The following is a 12,172-nucleotide window of genomic DNA, read 5'->3' as shown; positions in this document are numbered from 1 at the left end:
TCGGTGGGCAACTCGCTCAATGACTTTTTCTACGAAGCCTTTCTAGACGAACTGGCCGACAAAGGCGGCCATGACCCCTATGAACTGCGCCTGCACCTGCTGCGCGACAACCCGCGCCTGACCACCCTGCTGCAAGCGGCCGCCGAGCTGTCTGGCGGTTGGAAGCGTGGGCCTTACACCGCCGAAGACGGCACCCGCCGTGCACGCGGCGTAGCCATGGCTTCGCCGTTTGGCTCCCATGCGGCGGTGGTGGCCGAGGTGTCGATCGAGAACGGCCAGGTCAAGGTTCATCACATCTGGCAAGCGATTGACCCGGGCAGCATCGTCAACCCGGCGATTGTGGAAGCGCAGGTCAACGGTGCCGTGGCCTTGGGCCTGTCGCAAACCCTGTTGGAGGAAGCGGTGTACGTGGATGGCAAGCCACGGGCGCGCAACTACGACCTTTATCCGGTGCTGCCGCCTTCGCGTATGGCGCAGGTCCACGTGAAGATCGTAGAGAGCGGCGAAAAGATGGGTGGCATCGGCGAACCGCCGTTGCCAGCTGTGGCCCCCGCCGTGGCGAATGCCGTGGCGCAATTGACCGGCCAACGCATCCGTAGTCTGCCTTTGAGCCGTTACACCTTCAGCTAACCGACAGGGAATGCCCATGAATAACCGCCGATTCGCAAGAACCGCAGGGTGGCTGGTGCTGCCCTGCGTGGTCGCCGCTGGCGTGCTGGCCTGGTACGTCACACGCCAGCCCGCCTCGCCTTTTGAACAACAGCAAAGCACAAGTTTCGACCCCGCCTTGGTCAGCCGCGGTGAATACGTCGCCCGCGTAAGTGACTGCGTGGCCTGCCACAGCCTGCCAGGCAAGACGCCCTTCGCCGGCGGCCTGGAAATGGCCACGCCGCTGGGAGCGATCCACGCCACCAACATCACCCCCGACCGCGAGCATGGCATCGGCACCTATAGCCTGGCCGACTTCGACCGCGCGGTACGCCACGGCGTGGCGCCGGGTGGGCGACGGCTCTACCCGGCCATGCCCTACCCGTCTTACGTCAAACTCAGCGATGACGACATCCAGGCGCTGTACGCATTTTTCATGAAAGGCGTGCAACCGGCCAATGAGCCCAACCTGCCCAGCGGCATTCCCTGGCCGCTCAACCTGCGTTGGCCCATCGCCCTGTGGAACGGTGTGTTTGCGCCCACCGCGACCTACGCCGCCAAGCCCGGCCAGGACGCGCTGTGGAACCGTGGCGCGTATATCGTGCAAGGCCCTGGCCACTGCGGCAGTTGCCACACGCCACGCGGGCTAGCGTTCAACGAGAAAGCCCTGGACGAATCCGGCGCGCCATTCCTGGCCGGTGCCCTGCTCGACGGCTGGTACGCCCCCAGCCTGCGCCAGGACCACAACACCGGCCTGGGCCGCTGGAGTGAGGAACAGATCGTGCAGTTCCTCAAGACCGGTCGCAACCAGCATGCCGTGGTCTATGGCTCCATGACCGAGGCCTTCAACAACTCCACGCAGTTCATGCAGGATGATGACCTGGCCGCGATCGCTCGCTATCTCAAATCACTGCCCGGCGACCCACAGCGTGACGGCAGCCCCTGGCAGTATCAGGCAGTCACGGCGCGCTCGGATGTCCCTGGCGCCCACACCTACGCCACCCGCTGTGCCTCCTGCCATGGCCTCGACGGCAAAGGCCAACCCGACTGGATGCCACCCCTGGCAGGCGCCACCTCGGCCCTGGCCACGGAAAATGCTTCGGCGATCAACATCACCCTCAACGGCTCGCAACGTGTGGTCACCGCCGGGATGCCGGACGCCTACCGCATGCCAGCATTTCGTGAGCAATTGTCCGACCAGGAAATCGCCGACGTGTTGAGCTACGTGCGTGGTACCTGGGGCAACCACGGCGGCGCGGTCGATGCGAAGGCTGTTAGCAAGTTGCGCGGGCATACGGACCCTGCGAGCAGTAGCCCGATTATTTTGCATATGCGCTGAGGACCAGGCAGTGCAGCGCTTGTGGCCGTTGATAGGCCCAAGGGGTGCACTGCCTCTGAGCACAGGCAGCGAAACGACTGGTATTTCCGAAATGGAGCATATAGCCAAATAGTTTTCTGCCCCACTGGCGAGCAATCGGTACCGCGACTAACCTCCCCCTCAGTATCAGAAAGGAATCACCCAGCAGCCACGGAGGCTACCCCCCGCTAAATATGATCCAACTGCCCACGTTATCGAACGTTATAAATGGATTATCCAAGCTACTCGTTGTTGTAGGTCAGTGCGCGAAAACAGGCTCACTCACTTGACAGTAATCAGTAAATAGGGAGCGAGGCGACCTATTTGATTTCTGCGTCTCCCATTGCCTCTAAGCAGTGCAATTCACGCCCTTAATAAACACGTCTTATCGCCACGCAAAAGGGCGCAGGCGTGCTCATATAAAATTATTGCTTCAGCAGGAGATAACCATGAGACAAGTTCAAAAAATCACCGTCAATAACAAAGGCGGTTACGTGTTTAACTTCAAGGTCCAATGGCTCAATAGCGACGGCAAGTGGTACACGTCCCAATGGAGTAGCGGTGACTATCCGGTGGCGCAGTCTCGGACCACGCCGAACCTGGAAACCATCGGCGTGCCTTCAGACGCACTGGCCGTCACGGTGTATGGGCATGCACTGGCCGGGTCATCAGGCCAAGGCACGCCGTTTGTGGGGTTTGCCGCAAACGGCCAGATCGCGACCTACGATGCGGTAGGAACAACCCTCATCGGCTTTGCGATTAACTTGATCGAATAAATCAAGTTCTTTACCACGGGGTATCCGGCCCCCACTTTTCGTGACTTGCCGTTGGAAGTTGGCGCCGGCTTTCTTTTTTACTCTCAACTCACCTGACGTTAAACACCACGTAACAGGACACCAACATGAAACAAGTCGAACGCATTGGTTGCCTTAACAACGGCATTTTTGTCATGAACTTTTCGATTCAGTGGCTTGATTCGGCCGGCCAATGGCATACCTGCGATTGGAACAGTGGCAACTTCGAAAATGGTGTGTACAGGGTCAGTCCTTCACTTGCATTGCTCGGCATTCCCGCGGATGCAATTGGCGTCACGCCTTATGTGTCCGCCGTCGCAGGCATCCAAAATCAAGGAGAACCTTTAGTTCAGTCGGCCAATAACGGCAGGCTGGCCGCTTATGAAGTCACGGGAACAACCTTGAATTTCAAGGTTCAGCCGCTACCGTGGAAAAACTGGGCTCAGAACATCGTCGACACCCTGGAAATCGATGGTCAATACTACTTCTCCCCAACCCATCTGGCAGCGCTTCAAGACATCGTGCGCCAGGCCGGCGCGGCAGGCGCGACAGTACGCGTATCGGGCCAACGACACGCGCAACCGGCCTTGGTTGCCGAAGACAATCGCATCGCCCCAGCCCCCCACCGCTGGCTCATCGACCTCGCCTGTTACGCAGACTTGGGCCCGAACGGGGATGAGTCTATTGTGCTGGGCACCGCCCCACATACGATCACCGTGAACACGGGTGTGCGCGAGGATGAGTTGGATGCCTTCCTGACCGCCCATGACCTGATGCTCAAGACCGCGACCGCCGGCGGCTTCTTCAGCCTGGGGGGCATGACCGCTGTCGATGTCCACGGCGCAACCATCCGCGCACCGATTTTTGCCGAAACCGCTTCGGCGTTCACCCTCATGGGGCCGGACGGCCAGGTGCGGGCCATTGACGCACAGACGCCAGCAGTCGACGGATGGTCGCCCTTGCAATTTGCACGCGTCTCCCTCGGTGCGTTGGGCGTTGTCACTTCAGTGACTCTGGATGTATTGCCCCGCCCATGGGCAACCACGTTGAATGCAGGCAAAGACACCAACGTTGTCTGCGCTGACGAGCCAACCTTCATCGCCCGGTTCAAGGCGCTGCTTACGGACCATGACCGCGTCGAATCCTTTCTCAATCCCTACACCGACAATTTCCTGATCTTGTGGTGGGATGTGGTTGCTTCCCCTGCGACCCAGGTTCCCAACCTGAAGACAAGCGTACCGAATGCCTGTGCCCTGGCGGGAGAGAATGTATTCGGAGCACCCTACCTGATACCGTTTGAGCCCATCATCGAGCCGCCCCTCATCGCCGCCCAGTATGGCAATAACACGACAACGGCGAGTGCAATCATCGACGCTGGGTTCCTTACGATCGAAACGCTTTTTGATCAAGCCGCGGCGGTCTACTCAGACTTGTGGCTAACCAAGGCCTCACGCGTTATTTTCATGTCGTACTTTATCGAGCTCCCGGCTCTGGATGACGAAGGCCTCAGTAAAGCCTGGCAAGGACTCGACGCCGTAAAGGCACGGATCAAGAGTACCAGCGACTTCCTGGTGGTTGCCCCGCTGGAGTTCCGCTTCGTCCGTGGTGGGGACACAGCGTTGGCCGGGACGTACACGCAAACCCCAGACGCTACCTTCGTGAACCTGGATCTTATCGGTTACGTACCCGCTGTGGCGGCGTCTGACTACCCGGATCGCCTCCTGCACTTTTTTGCGGATATTGAACGAGACTGGGTTGCCCTGGGTGGCATGCCGCACACCGGCAAAATGTTCGGTTTTTACAACCCGGCTCAACCCTCGGGAACTTACTCTGAGCCGTTCAACCCGGAATTCCTGAAGGACCTTGCACAGCGCCGCAGCGAGAGAACTGCGGCCTTCAACGCCTTTCGCAAGGCCTGTGATCCAGCGGGTCGATTCCACAACCACTTTGTCGCGACGCTGCTGGGAGACATGCCGTAGCAGGGGTGTTGTGCGCTTGCCTGTGAATTCATCGACTCGGTTTGTCTGATGTACCGAGGTGTTTGCATCGCAGGCAAGCCAGCCCCCACATTCGGGCGATGAGTACCCTTGAGTTAAGCGTCGGCTGTTTGGACGGCTTATTTGCTCTCGTCCGCCTTGCCTTCCTGCATCTGCACTGACGACTGGGTGCCACTGTTGTTGTCTTTGGTGGCGTTATCGGCGTTGTCAAAACAGCCGTGTAGCATGAACGCGCTGCATAGACCCAGGCACATATAGAGTTTCTTCATGAGGGTTCACCTGTTGATGAGTGAGTGATGTACGCGTGACGAAAGTACGATTCGTCCGCCCATGATCTATCTGTCTGGAATAGAGGCGCTGGCGTTCAAAAAATAGCCCCTTGGCTGACGAATGGGGGCCGCGTGTTATTCAAACGGGATCACCGAGATCTTGCCGTTGCGCTCAAGAATCGCGAAGCGGATCTGCTTGAGCTCTACAAGCCCTTGGGTGGACCGGGCCGCCTCAAGGATGTCGCCCTCGTCCAGGCGCGCATGCTTGAGGCGTTTATGCAGCACCTGGCCTTGCTCGACCAGCACCGTCGGCCCGCCATCGAGCACCCGCGCGAACCAGGCTGAACGCTGCTTGACCAGCGAGAATCCGATATCGATGGCAATCAGGGTGGCGATGACCAGCACAGCATTGGTCATCGAGAAGTCTTCGCCCAGCAACGCCTGTTGGGTGGCCTCGCCGATGACCATCAACAGCACCAGGTCAAAGGTGGTGAGTTCAGCCAGCGTGCGCCTGCCGGCAACCTTGAACAGCACCAGCAGTACCAGGTAAATCGCCATAGCCCGCAGTACAGAGTCCATGGTTGACCCTCGCAACAGTGAATGGGAAACGACCGATTCATACGGATTAGGTGACCACCGCGCCGCTCAGGTTCATTCTTTCGACTCGCCCCGGCCACCATCTAAAAAGATGATGGTTCCAGCGCAACTGAAGCGTTGAAGTGATCGAAATTTCGGCAGAAACCCAATTGATATAGGGGCGCTTGAAGCGGGTCACACGTCTATATCGACCACGTTGAAGAAGGAAACCCCTGTCATGAACGACTCACAACGCGCCTGGGAATTGGCCATGGTGCTGATTGCCAATGGCCGGATCCCCTTTGACCCCGCCAACCCGAGCGGGTCGGTGAAGATCCTGTCCAAGCATTTGCAAGCACTGGAAGAAGCACTGCGTGAACAGGCCACAGACGTCGCCACGCATGAGCGCCTGGGCAAGAACAGCAGCCGCAGGCCCTCATTGGTGTGTGCCGACTAGGCGTCAGGCTTTGGTGCGGTTACAGCCTATCCGATTCGGCAACTGGCCCTGCCTGGTTTTCAGCGTGGCCTGCAGCGCTTGCGGCAAGGTGCTCCAGAACGTCAGCCCGGAGCGCTCTTCGATGTGATCCACGGTGACCTGGTAATCGCAGAAGTCTGCGCCCTTGGGGGTTTCCTGGTTCATCACGAATGAGGCGTACAGGCCCGTTTCCGGCGAACTGCCGACCACGATGATTTTCCAATAACCACTGGGGATGGTGTGCACTTTGTTCGTGCCCGGCAACGAGCCGACAAAATGCTCATACAGCGGCCCGGTGGCCACATACACCTGATCGACGCCTGGTTCCTTGCTGAGGTTGCGCTCCTGGTCTTCCAGGCGCGCCCACGGCCCCTGGTTGAGCTCGGCCTTTTGCGGGGTGATGTTCGACAAGTAGTTGAGCGTTTGCCAATCGGCCACCCCGGCCATCGAAGCCAGGTTGGCCTGATGCCCACGGTCGATTTTGAGCGCGGCGTTGGCGCCGTTGTAATCCACCGGGTCCAGGGTTTCCCCGGCTGGAATATCCGGGTCGGTGCGCCAGTCACGGGAGCGCCCGCTGGCCGCCGTGGCCTTGGTGATCTTGTAGGACACCCAATTGGCAAACTTGGTCGAACCGTTGTTGTTCAACGTGTAGGCCTGGCGGTTCAACGTCACTGGGCTGCCGCCGGTGGGGCAGCCAACCGCGCAGTTATCGAACGGCAAGGCTGGCGCAGGGAGGACGGCGGACTGGCGTGTGGGCGTGGTACAGGCGGCAATCAACGGGATCAACGAAAACGCCAGGTACTTGAACGATGTGCTTCCTTGCATGGTGTTACTCCTTGGGATGTATCTGTTAAAAGACTGAATGGCCTCGGCCGATGCGCTTCCTGCGCAAGTCGAGATAACCATTGGAACACATAAACATTTCTAAACAACGACCGCAACCAGGCCAACAAACGTAACCCCTTCGCACCCTGTAACTGTGCTATAGCGGGCGATAGCATCGCCTCATCAATGCACAAGGGACTGTCATCAAGCACGTGGGGGCAAATGTTCAAACAGAGGATGCTCCACGACCATGGCTGAATACCTTCTTCCTCCCGCTGCCCCACACTGGCTGATCCGCCAAGCCACCCCCGACGATGTGCATGCATTGGTCGCACTGGATGCCTACGCAACCGAGCATGCCAGCCGTCGTGTGTTTATCTATGACGCCGTGGTTCGCCAGCAATGCTTGGTAGCCGCCGACGCTAACGTGTGCGCCGGCTACCTGGTGCTCACCCACGACTTTTTCAACCATGGGTTTATTGCGCTGGTGGTGGTTTCACCGCTGTACCAGCGCCAAGGCGTCGCCCTTCGTCTGCTGTCAGCGGCCGAAGCAGCCTGCAAGACGCCCAAGCTGTTCGCGTCGACCAATGCCTCCAACGGCGCGTCCCACGCCCTGCTGACGAAAGCCGGCTTCATCCCCAGCGGGCAGATCGAAAATCTGGACGATAACGACCCTGAACGTGTGTACGTCAAGTTCATCCGCTGACCTTCAGGCAATGCCTTTTGTAAGGAGCGAGCTTGCTCGCGAAAAACGCCCAGGCGCCGCACTTCTTCAGGGAGCACGCGTTATCGTTGAGGTTTTTCGCGAGCAAGCTCGCTCCTACAGGAAGTAGAAAGCAGAAAGCCTTCTGCGCGGGCAGGAACCTTTTCTTGAATGGGCAATCTGTGGTTCACCCTTTTGAACCGATCGAGACCCTGCGCATGCTTGTGAAAAAAGCCGTCCTCTGCCTTGCACTGCTAAGTGCGGGCTTTATCGCAGGCTATGCGGCAAAACCCACCCCGCAGTTGCAAGTCACCGCTGGCCAACTGATGGAGTGCGGGGAACTCATGATCCCGACGCTGGGGATGTGAGTCGGTCCGCGGGATGCACGTTGAACCCATTGCGCCCCGCTGCCTTCGCGCCGTAAAGCGCTGTGTCCGCAGCCTCCACCAGACCCAACACCGGCTCCAGCCGTGAACCCGTGCCCGTCGCGATACCGATACTCACACTCACGTGCCCGAAGGGGCTGCCTGGATGAGTGATGTTCTCCTGCTGCAGGCGCGTAAGGATGCGTTGCGCGACCACCGCAGCCCCTGCGTTGTCAGTCGCGGGCAGGATGATCGCCATTTCTTCTCCGCCATAGCGCGCCACCAGGTCCGACGGGCGCCGCACGCAGGTTTCCAATAACGTGCTGACCGCTTGCAAGCACGCATCTCCCGCGACGTGACCAAAGGCATCGTTAAAGCGTTTGAAATGGTCGATATCGAGCATCAGCAATGCCAGCGACGTACCCTCGCGCTGCGCCCGGCGCGCTTCCACGGCCAGCGTCTCATCAAAACAGCGACGGTTGGCCAGGCCGGTCAGCGCGTCCTTCTTCGCCAAGAGTGCCAACTGCCGATTGGAGTCGAGCAACTGTTGCTGGGCGACACGTAACGCCTCTTCCGCCGCTGTACGCCTGCGAATATCCAGGATCAGGAACCAGCCGATCAGCCCCGTCAGCCCCAACAGCCCCGCCACCACGACCGCTGACAGCGCCGCCTCGATACGCCACGCCGCGAGGGCTTCGTGCTTGCCCAACGCGACGGTGGTGATCAGCGGCAGGGTTTCGCTTTTGCGAAAGGCATAGAGCCGCTCTACCCCGTCCAGGCTGGAGGTATAGGCCGCAGTGCCCACCGGTTGGTCGACCAAGTACTTGGAATAAATAGGCGAGGAGGAAAAGTTGCGGCCCATGTCCTGCTCGCGGAAGGGGTAGCGCACCAGCAACGTGCCGTCGGCGTAGGACAGGCCGATGGCACCCTCCTGGCCTACATCGAGTTTGCCGAATACCCGCAGAAAGTTTTCCACTCCCAGGGTCACAGCGACCACGCCAGCGAAGTTGCCCGCCGCGTCGTTGAAACGGCGGCTGATGGTCACCACCCATTCATGGTTGGCACGGCTCTGAATCGGCGGGCCAATAAAAGGTTCAGCACTCGGATCGTCGCGATGGTGGATGAAATAGGCCCGATCACTGCTATTGGCGCCCTCTGGGATCGCGCGATTGGAAGACAGCAACCACCGGCCCTGATGATCATAAATGGTGATGCCGCTGAGCTGCGGCATCAGCGGCTGCTGGCGGTTGATCAGCGTACTGATTCGCTGGATTTGCACCGGGCCACTGCCTTCGGTTTCCAAACGCTCAACCAGCCCCAGCAACAACAACGAGCTCTGCCGCACGATGCCTTCGGTATAGGTGTTAAGGGCCTGGGTGAGGTTCAAGCCATGCACGTCCACTTCCGCCAGCGCGCGGTCACGGGAAGACAGGACTTTCCAAATCGTCAACGAAGTCAGGGAACAGCCGATCACCAACAGCAATAGCATCACAAGACGGGTATCACGCTTCACGTCAGCACCTTAAGGAAGTCCGGTTTCCATCCAGCCATCATTCGAACGTCGGTACTCACAGGGCAACCGGTTCCAGAGTGCCAGCATACAAGCAGTCTGTGCAGGCTGCAGCAACAGAGTGTGCGGCTGAGCGCCGGCCAGAGGAGCCAGCGTCTTTAATGACCACTATCAAAACAGGGTATTGAATGCTAAACCAACCGTTAAGGTCGCTATTAATTCAATATCAATCGACGCAGAAAAACTTATACGAAGCGGCACTTTCTGAGCCTACTTGTACAAGTTTCATCTGCCACTCTACCGTTCATCGCCCTTTTTAAAAAATTTCAAAACATCTGCGCACCTGCCCTTATCAGAAAAGATGTCCGTTGCATAAACGGGCAACTAGCGAAACGACATTTCAAAACTGGGAGTATTGTTATGACGACGAGCAATAAAAACCCTGGAAACTTTGCCAATGATCGCGAAAAAGCATCACAGGCGGGAAAGAAAGGTGGGCAGGCCTCTGGCGGCAACTTCGCCAACGACCGCGAGAAAGCCTCGGAAGCCGGGCGTAAAGGCGGCCAGAACAGCCATGGTGGTGGACGTAAGTCCTGACCACACGGGCACTACCGCTGTTCCGTTCGTTAACAAAGGGCATTCATTATGCGTGCGTCCATTGATAATCAGCGCGGCGAGCCAGCTCGCAGGCCGATTGTAGAAGTGCAAACTAAAGAAAGGACTGGCCTGCGTTCTAATACATCTGCGTGTTACGAACATCAGCAACTTGTTGAACACGCCGAAGCAACGATAAGTGCATCTAAAACGCCACCCTTGTGTGAAAGGCACTTATAACCGTGCAGCGTGACGCACGCGACTAAGTGCACGTTTGCAGCACAATCGAAGTGAACGTTACATTAACGACATAACGACGAGGTAACTGAACATGACTACTCAAGACAAGCAAGGCAACATGAGCGTCAGCGAAGCCGGTAAAAAAGGCGGCGAAGCCACTTCTGCGTCCCATGACAAAGAGTTCTACCAGGAGATCGGCAGCAAAGGCGGGCAGAACAGCGGGGGCAATTTCAAGAATGACCCCGAACGCGCCGCCGAGGCGGGCAGCAAAGGTGGCCAGAACAGTGGCGGCAATTTCGCTAACGACCGCGAAAAAGCTTCCGAAGCCGGGCGTAAAGGTGGCGAACACAGCCACGGCGGCGGACGCAAAAGCTGATGTGCTTGATGCAGGGGAGCCGTGCTCCCCTGCTTTCATTGATGAGGGACACCATGCCTTTACACATTATCAACTTCACCGCACCGGTCACCGCTTCTACGTGCAGCCAACTGATTGAAAAAGCCTCGTTGGCCGTACAACAAGATGCCCAGGGCCTGGTACTGAATATCGCCACCATGGGTGGTGAATGCAGCTACGGCTTTACGATGTACAACTTTTTATTGTCCCTGCCGATTCCGGTGCATACCCATAACCTCGGCACCGTGGAATCCATGGGCAATATCATCTTCCTGGCCGGTGAGCGCAGGACCGCCTGCAAACACAGTAAATTCCTGTTCCACCCCTTTCATTGGCATGTGCAAGGCGCGGTTGACCACTCGCGCATGTCCGAATATGCGATGAGCCTAGACTACGACTTGCAGTTGTACGCACGCATCGTCGCCGAGCGCACCGCCGATGCCGTCGAAAAACTGGAGACCGAAAAATACCTGATCGCCGCGCCACGCATTCTCGACCCGCAACAAGCGCTCACCGCCGGCTTGATCCATGGGATCGAACTTCCCGTGGTCAAGGCGGAATTCGTGAGCAGCTTCATTCATTCCTAGGGCTTATCAGGCAAAAACTGCACAACACGAAAAGTACGCAGCAGAACGGCAAAAACCTGACCCCACGAACCGAGCGGGCGCACGCGCCCGCAACTACCTAACTATCACCACAAAATACTGGCAATAGAACATCAACTAAGCGCTTGTTTGAATTCTTCCTTTTTAGCAGTTGAAAACGTCCACTTCTTAATTGAGAGTGGCCGTTTCATTCAGGGAGGAATCGATGTGACGCATCTACAAGCGAACCGAGGTTGCCTGCACTGCAAACAGCCTTATGAATCAACGCTGGATGACCCGGACTACCTGATGTCGCCAGCGTCAGACATGCTGTGCCCGGCGTGCAGGCAACAGTATGCAGCCGACATCATGAAAGAGGCGCTGCAACGCAGCGTGCAAAAATTGTGCATATTGCAGGAGCGACGCAAAAAACAGTAAACACTTGCCTCGTTCCTGCCGCCCCCTAATGCACATCATCCATTAAAAACCCATTCATTCGGGGGGCGGTGGTACATAGGGTTTTGCAATAAACGGGATACTCCCAGACGGACGCCATCTTACATTCTCAAGACCGTAGCGCTCGGCCAGCGGTTTGCTGATGCGTTTGATCTTTTCATTACGCGACCTGGGAATAATGCCAATGCCTGCATCGCAACAGGCCCAATGCCAAGCTTCTGCGTTATTCATCACCTCCGCTCTTATAATGAAAGACTTAGGCTCGTGGTGGTATTCGTATTCGATGACATATAAAGAATTTTTCATAACCTCTCCTTCTGATTTTTTGTTATTTGCTCAGAACGAAGGTTCAGAATTTTTAATGTTTGAATGACGACGATCACAC

The 12,172-nt window shown here is 57.6% G+C and carries 16 protein-coding genes; 11 read left to right on the top strand and 5 right to left on the bottom strand.

Translation table 11 applies throughout. From position 1 onward, the window contains the following. From GIW04_RS20420 to GIW04_RS20405, 4 genes are all read left to right on the top strand, one after another. A partial coding sequence (locus GIW04_RS20420; protein WP_236479157.1) for a molybdopterin cofactor-binding domain-containing protein occupies positions 1–630 on the top strand: 630 nt, incomplete at its 5' end. 16 nt (positions 631–646) lie between these two features. Next, entirely contained in the window at positions 647–1,987 is a 1,341-nt protein-coding gene (locus tag GIW04_RS20415) for a c-type cytochrome (protein ID WP_078802905.1), read from the top strand. A 467-nt stretch (positions 1,988–2,454) separates the two neighbouring features. After that, on the top strand, positions 2,455–2,781 hold the full coding sequence (locus GIW04_RS20410) for a hypothetical protein (RefSeq protein WP_044272568.1): 327 nt from the start codon (positions 2,455–2,457) through the stop codon (positions 2,779–2,781). A gap of 125 nt (positions 2,782–2,906) precedes the next feature. Next, positions 2,907–4,778, top strand: coding sequence for a D-arabinono-1,4-lactone oxidase (locus GIW04_RS20405; RefSeq protein ID WP_120248341.1), 1,872 nt, complete (start codon positions 2,907–2,909; stop codon positions 4,776–4,778). 137 nt (positions 4,779–4,915) lie between these two features. Here GIW04_RS20405 and GIW04_RS20400 read toward each other — a convergent pair whose 3' ends face one another. Both GIW04_RS20400 and GIW04_RS20395 read right to left on the bottom strand, forming a co-directional pair. Further along, a complete protein-coding gene (locus GIW04_RS20400; protein ID WP_003190489.1) occupies positions 4,916–5,065 on the bottom strand; it encodes a hypothetical protein in 150 nt (49 codons plus the stop codon). 135 nt (positions 5,066–5,200) lie between these two features. Further along, positions 5,201–5,644: a DUF421 domain-containing protein gene (locus tag GIW04_RS20395; protein WP_034134983.1), complete on the bottom strand. Its 444-nt coding sequence runs from the start codon at positions 5,642–5,644 to the stop codon at positions 5,201–5,203. 235 nt (positions 5,645–5,879) lie between these two features. On the opposite strand from GIW04_RS20395, the gene GIW04_RS20390 reads away from it, so the two are divergent. Then, the gene (locus GIW04_RS20390) at positions 5,880–6,098 is read left to right on the top strand and encodes a hypothetical protein (RefSeq protein WP_003190486.1); all 219 of its coding nucleotides are present in this window, start codon (positions 5,880–5,882) and stop codon (positions 6,096–6,098) included. 3 nt (positions 6,099–6,101) lie between these two features. Here GIW04_RS20390 and GIW04_RS20385 read toward each other — a convergent pair whose 3' ends face one another. After that, positions 6,102–6,941, bottom strand: a complete 840-nt coding sequence (locus GIW04_RS20385; RefSeq protein WP_236479156.1) for a DNA/RNA non-specific endonuclease — start codon at positions 6,939–6,941, stop codon at positions 6,102–6,104. 250 nt (positions 6,942–7,191) lie between these two features. Here GIW04_RS20385 and GIW04_RS20380 point away from each other — a divergent pair, with 250 nt between their 5' ends. Both GIW04_RS20380 and GIW04_RS20375 read left to right on the top strand, forming a co-directional pair. Further along, positions 7,192–7,647, top strand: coding sequence for a GNAT family N-acetyltransferase (locus GIW04_RS20380; protein ID WP_034134981.1), 456 nt, complete (start codon positions 7,192–7,194; stop codon positions 7,645–7,647). A 32-nt stretch (positions 7,648–7,679) separates the two neighbouring features. Next, positions 7,680–8,012 (top strand): hypothetical protein, encoded by a 333-nt coding sequence (locus tag GIW04_RS20375; RefSeq protein ID WP_044272584.1) that lies wholly within the window; start codon positions 7,680–7,682, stop codon positions 8,010–8,012. Here the strand turns inward: GIW04_RS20375 and GIW04_RS20370 are convergent. Next, positions 7,987–9,522, bottom strand: coding sequence for a sensor domain-containing diguanylate cyclase (locus GIW04_RS20370; RefSeq protein ID WP_034134980.1), 1,536 nt, complete (start codon positions 9,520–9,522; stop codon positions 7,987–7,989). The genes GIW04_RS20375 and GIW04_RS20370 overlap by 26 nt on opposite strands. Positions 9,523–9,939: 417 nt before the next feature. Here GIW04_RS20370 and GIW04_RS20365 point away from each other — a divergent pair, with 417 nt between their 5' ends. The 4 genes from GIW04_RS20365 (at position 9,940) to GIW04_RS20350 (ending at position 11,769) form a co-directional block, all read left to right on the top strand. Next, positions 9,940–10,116 carry a general stress protein gene (locus tag GIW04_RS20365; protein ID WP_003190478.1) on the top strand — a complete coding sequence of 59 codons (177 nt, stop codon included), beginning with the start codon at positions 9,940–9,942 and terminating at the stop codon, positions 10,114–10,116. A 328-nt stretch (positions 10,117–10,444) separates the two neighbouring features. Next, a complete protein-coding gene (locus GIW04_RS20360; RefSeq protein ID WP_003190477.1) occupies positions 10,445–10,729 on the top strand; it encodes a general stress protein in 285 nt (94 codons plus the stop codon). Between the two features lie 53 nt (positions 10,730–10,782). Then, on the top strand, positions 10,783–11,334 hold the full coding sequence (locus tag GIW04_RS20355) for an ATP-dependent Clp protease proteolytic subunit (RefSeq protein ID WP_003190476.1): 552 nt from the start codon (positions 10,783–10,785) through the stop codon (positions 11,332–11,334). A gap of 147 nt (positions 11,335–11,481) precedes the next feature. Continuing rightward, entirely contained in the window at positions 11,482–11,769 is a 288-nt protein-coding gene (locus GIW04_RS20350) for a hypothetical protein (RefSeq protein ID WP_169855222.1), read from the top strand. 54 nt (positions 11,770–11,823) lie between these two features. Here the strand turns inward: GIW04_RS20350 and GIW04_RS20345 are convergent, their stop codons facing one another. Beyond that, the gene (locus tag GIW04_RS20345) at positions 11,824–12,093 is read right to left on the bottom strand and encodes a DUF6555 family protein (protein WP_003190473.1); all 270 of its coding nucleotides are present in this window, start codon (positions 12,091–12,093) and stop codon (positions 11,824–11,826) included. Positions 12,094–12,172 lie beyond the last annotated feature (79 nt).

It is taken from the genome of Pseudomonas sp. PA-4-8C (assembly GCF_021606625.1).
Lineage (GTDB): Bacteria > Pseudomonadota > Gammaproteobacteria > Pseudomonadales > Pseudomonadaceae > Aquipseudomonas > Aquipseudomonas lactis.
Note: the sequence above shows the minus strand (reverse complement) of the source record. Positions and strands in the feature narration are given on the sequence as shown.

Bases quoted from the DNA above. Each gene is read 5' to 3' on its own strand.
- GIW04_RS20385 (WP_236479156.1), bottom strand. From the start codon at position 6,941: ATGCAAGGAAGCACATCGTTCAAGTACCTGGCGTTTTCGTTGATCCCG.
- GIW04_RS20380 (WP_034134981.1), top strand. From the start codon at position 7,192: ATGGCTGAATACCTTCTTCCTCCCGCTGCCCCACACTGGCTGATCCGC.
- GIW04_RS20345 (WP_003190473.1), bottom strand. From the start codon at position 12,093: ATGAAAAATTCTTTATATGTCATCGAATACGAATACCACCACGAGCCT.
- GIW04_RS20360 (WP_003190477.1), top strand. From the start codon at position 10,445: ATGACTACTCAAGACAAGCAAGGCAACATGAGCGTCAGCGAAGCCGGT.
- GIW04_RS20390 (WP_003190486.1), top strand. From the start codon at position 5,880: ATGAACGACTCACAACGCGCCTGGGAATTGGCCATGGTGCTGATTGCC.
- GIW04_RS20415 (WP_078802905.1), top strand. From the start codon at position 647: ATGAATAACCGCCGATTCGCAAGAACCGCAGGGTGGCTGGTGCTGCCC.
- GIW04_RS20365 (WP_003190478.1), top strand. From the start codon at position 9,940: ATGACGACGAGCAATAAAAACCCTGGAAACTTTGCCAATGATCGCGAA.
- GIW04_RS20400 (WP_003190489.1), bottom strand. From the start codon at position 5,065: ATGAAGAAACTCTATATGTGCCTGGGTCTATGCAGCGCGTTCATGCTA.
- GIW04_RS20405 (WP_120248341.1), top strand. From the start codon at position 2,907: ATGAAACAAGTCGAACGCATTGGTTGCCTTAACAACGGCATTTTTGTC.
- GIW04_RS20355 (WP_003190476.1), top strand. From the start codon at position 10,783: ATGCCTTTACACATTATCAACTTCACCGCACCGGTCACCGCTTCTACG.
- GIW04_RS20410 (WP_044272568.1), top strand. From the start codon at position 2,455: ATGAGACAAGTTCAAAAAATCACCGTCAATAACAAAGGCGGTTACGTG.
- GIW04_RS20395 (WP_034134983.1), bottom strand. From the start codon at position 5,644: ATGGACTCTGTACTGCGGGCTATGGCGATTTACCTGGTACTGCTGGTG.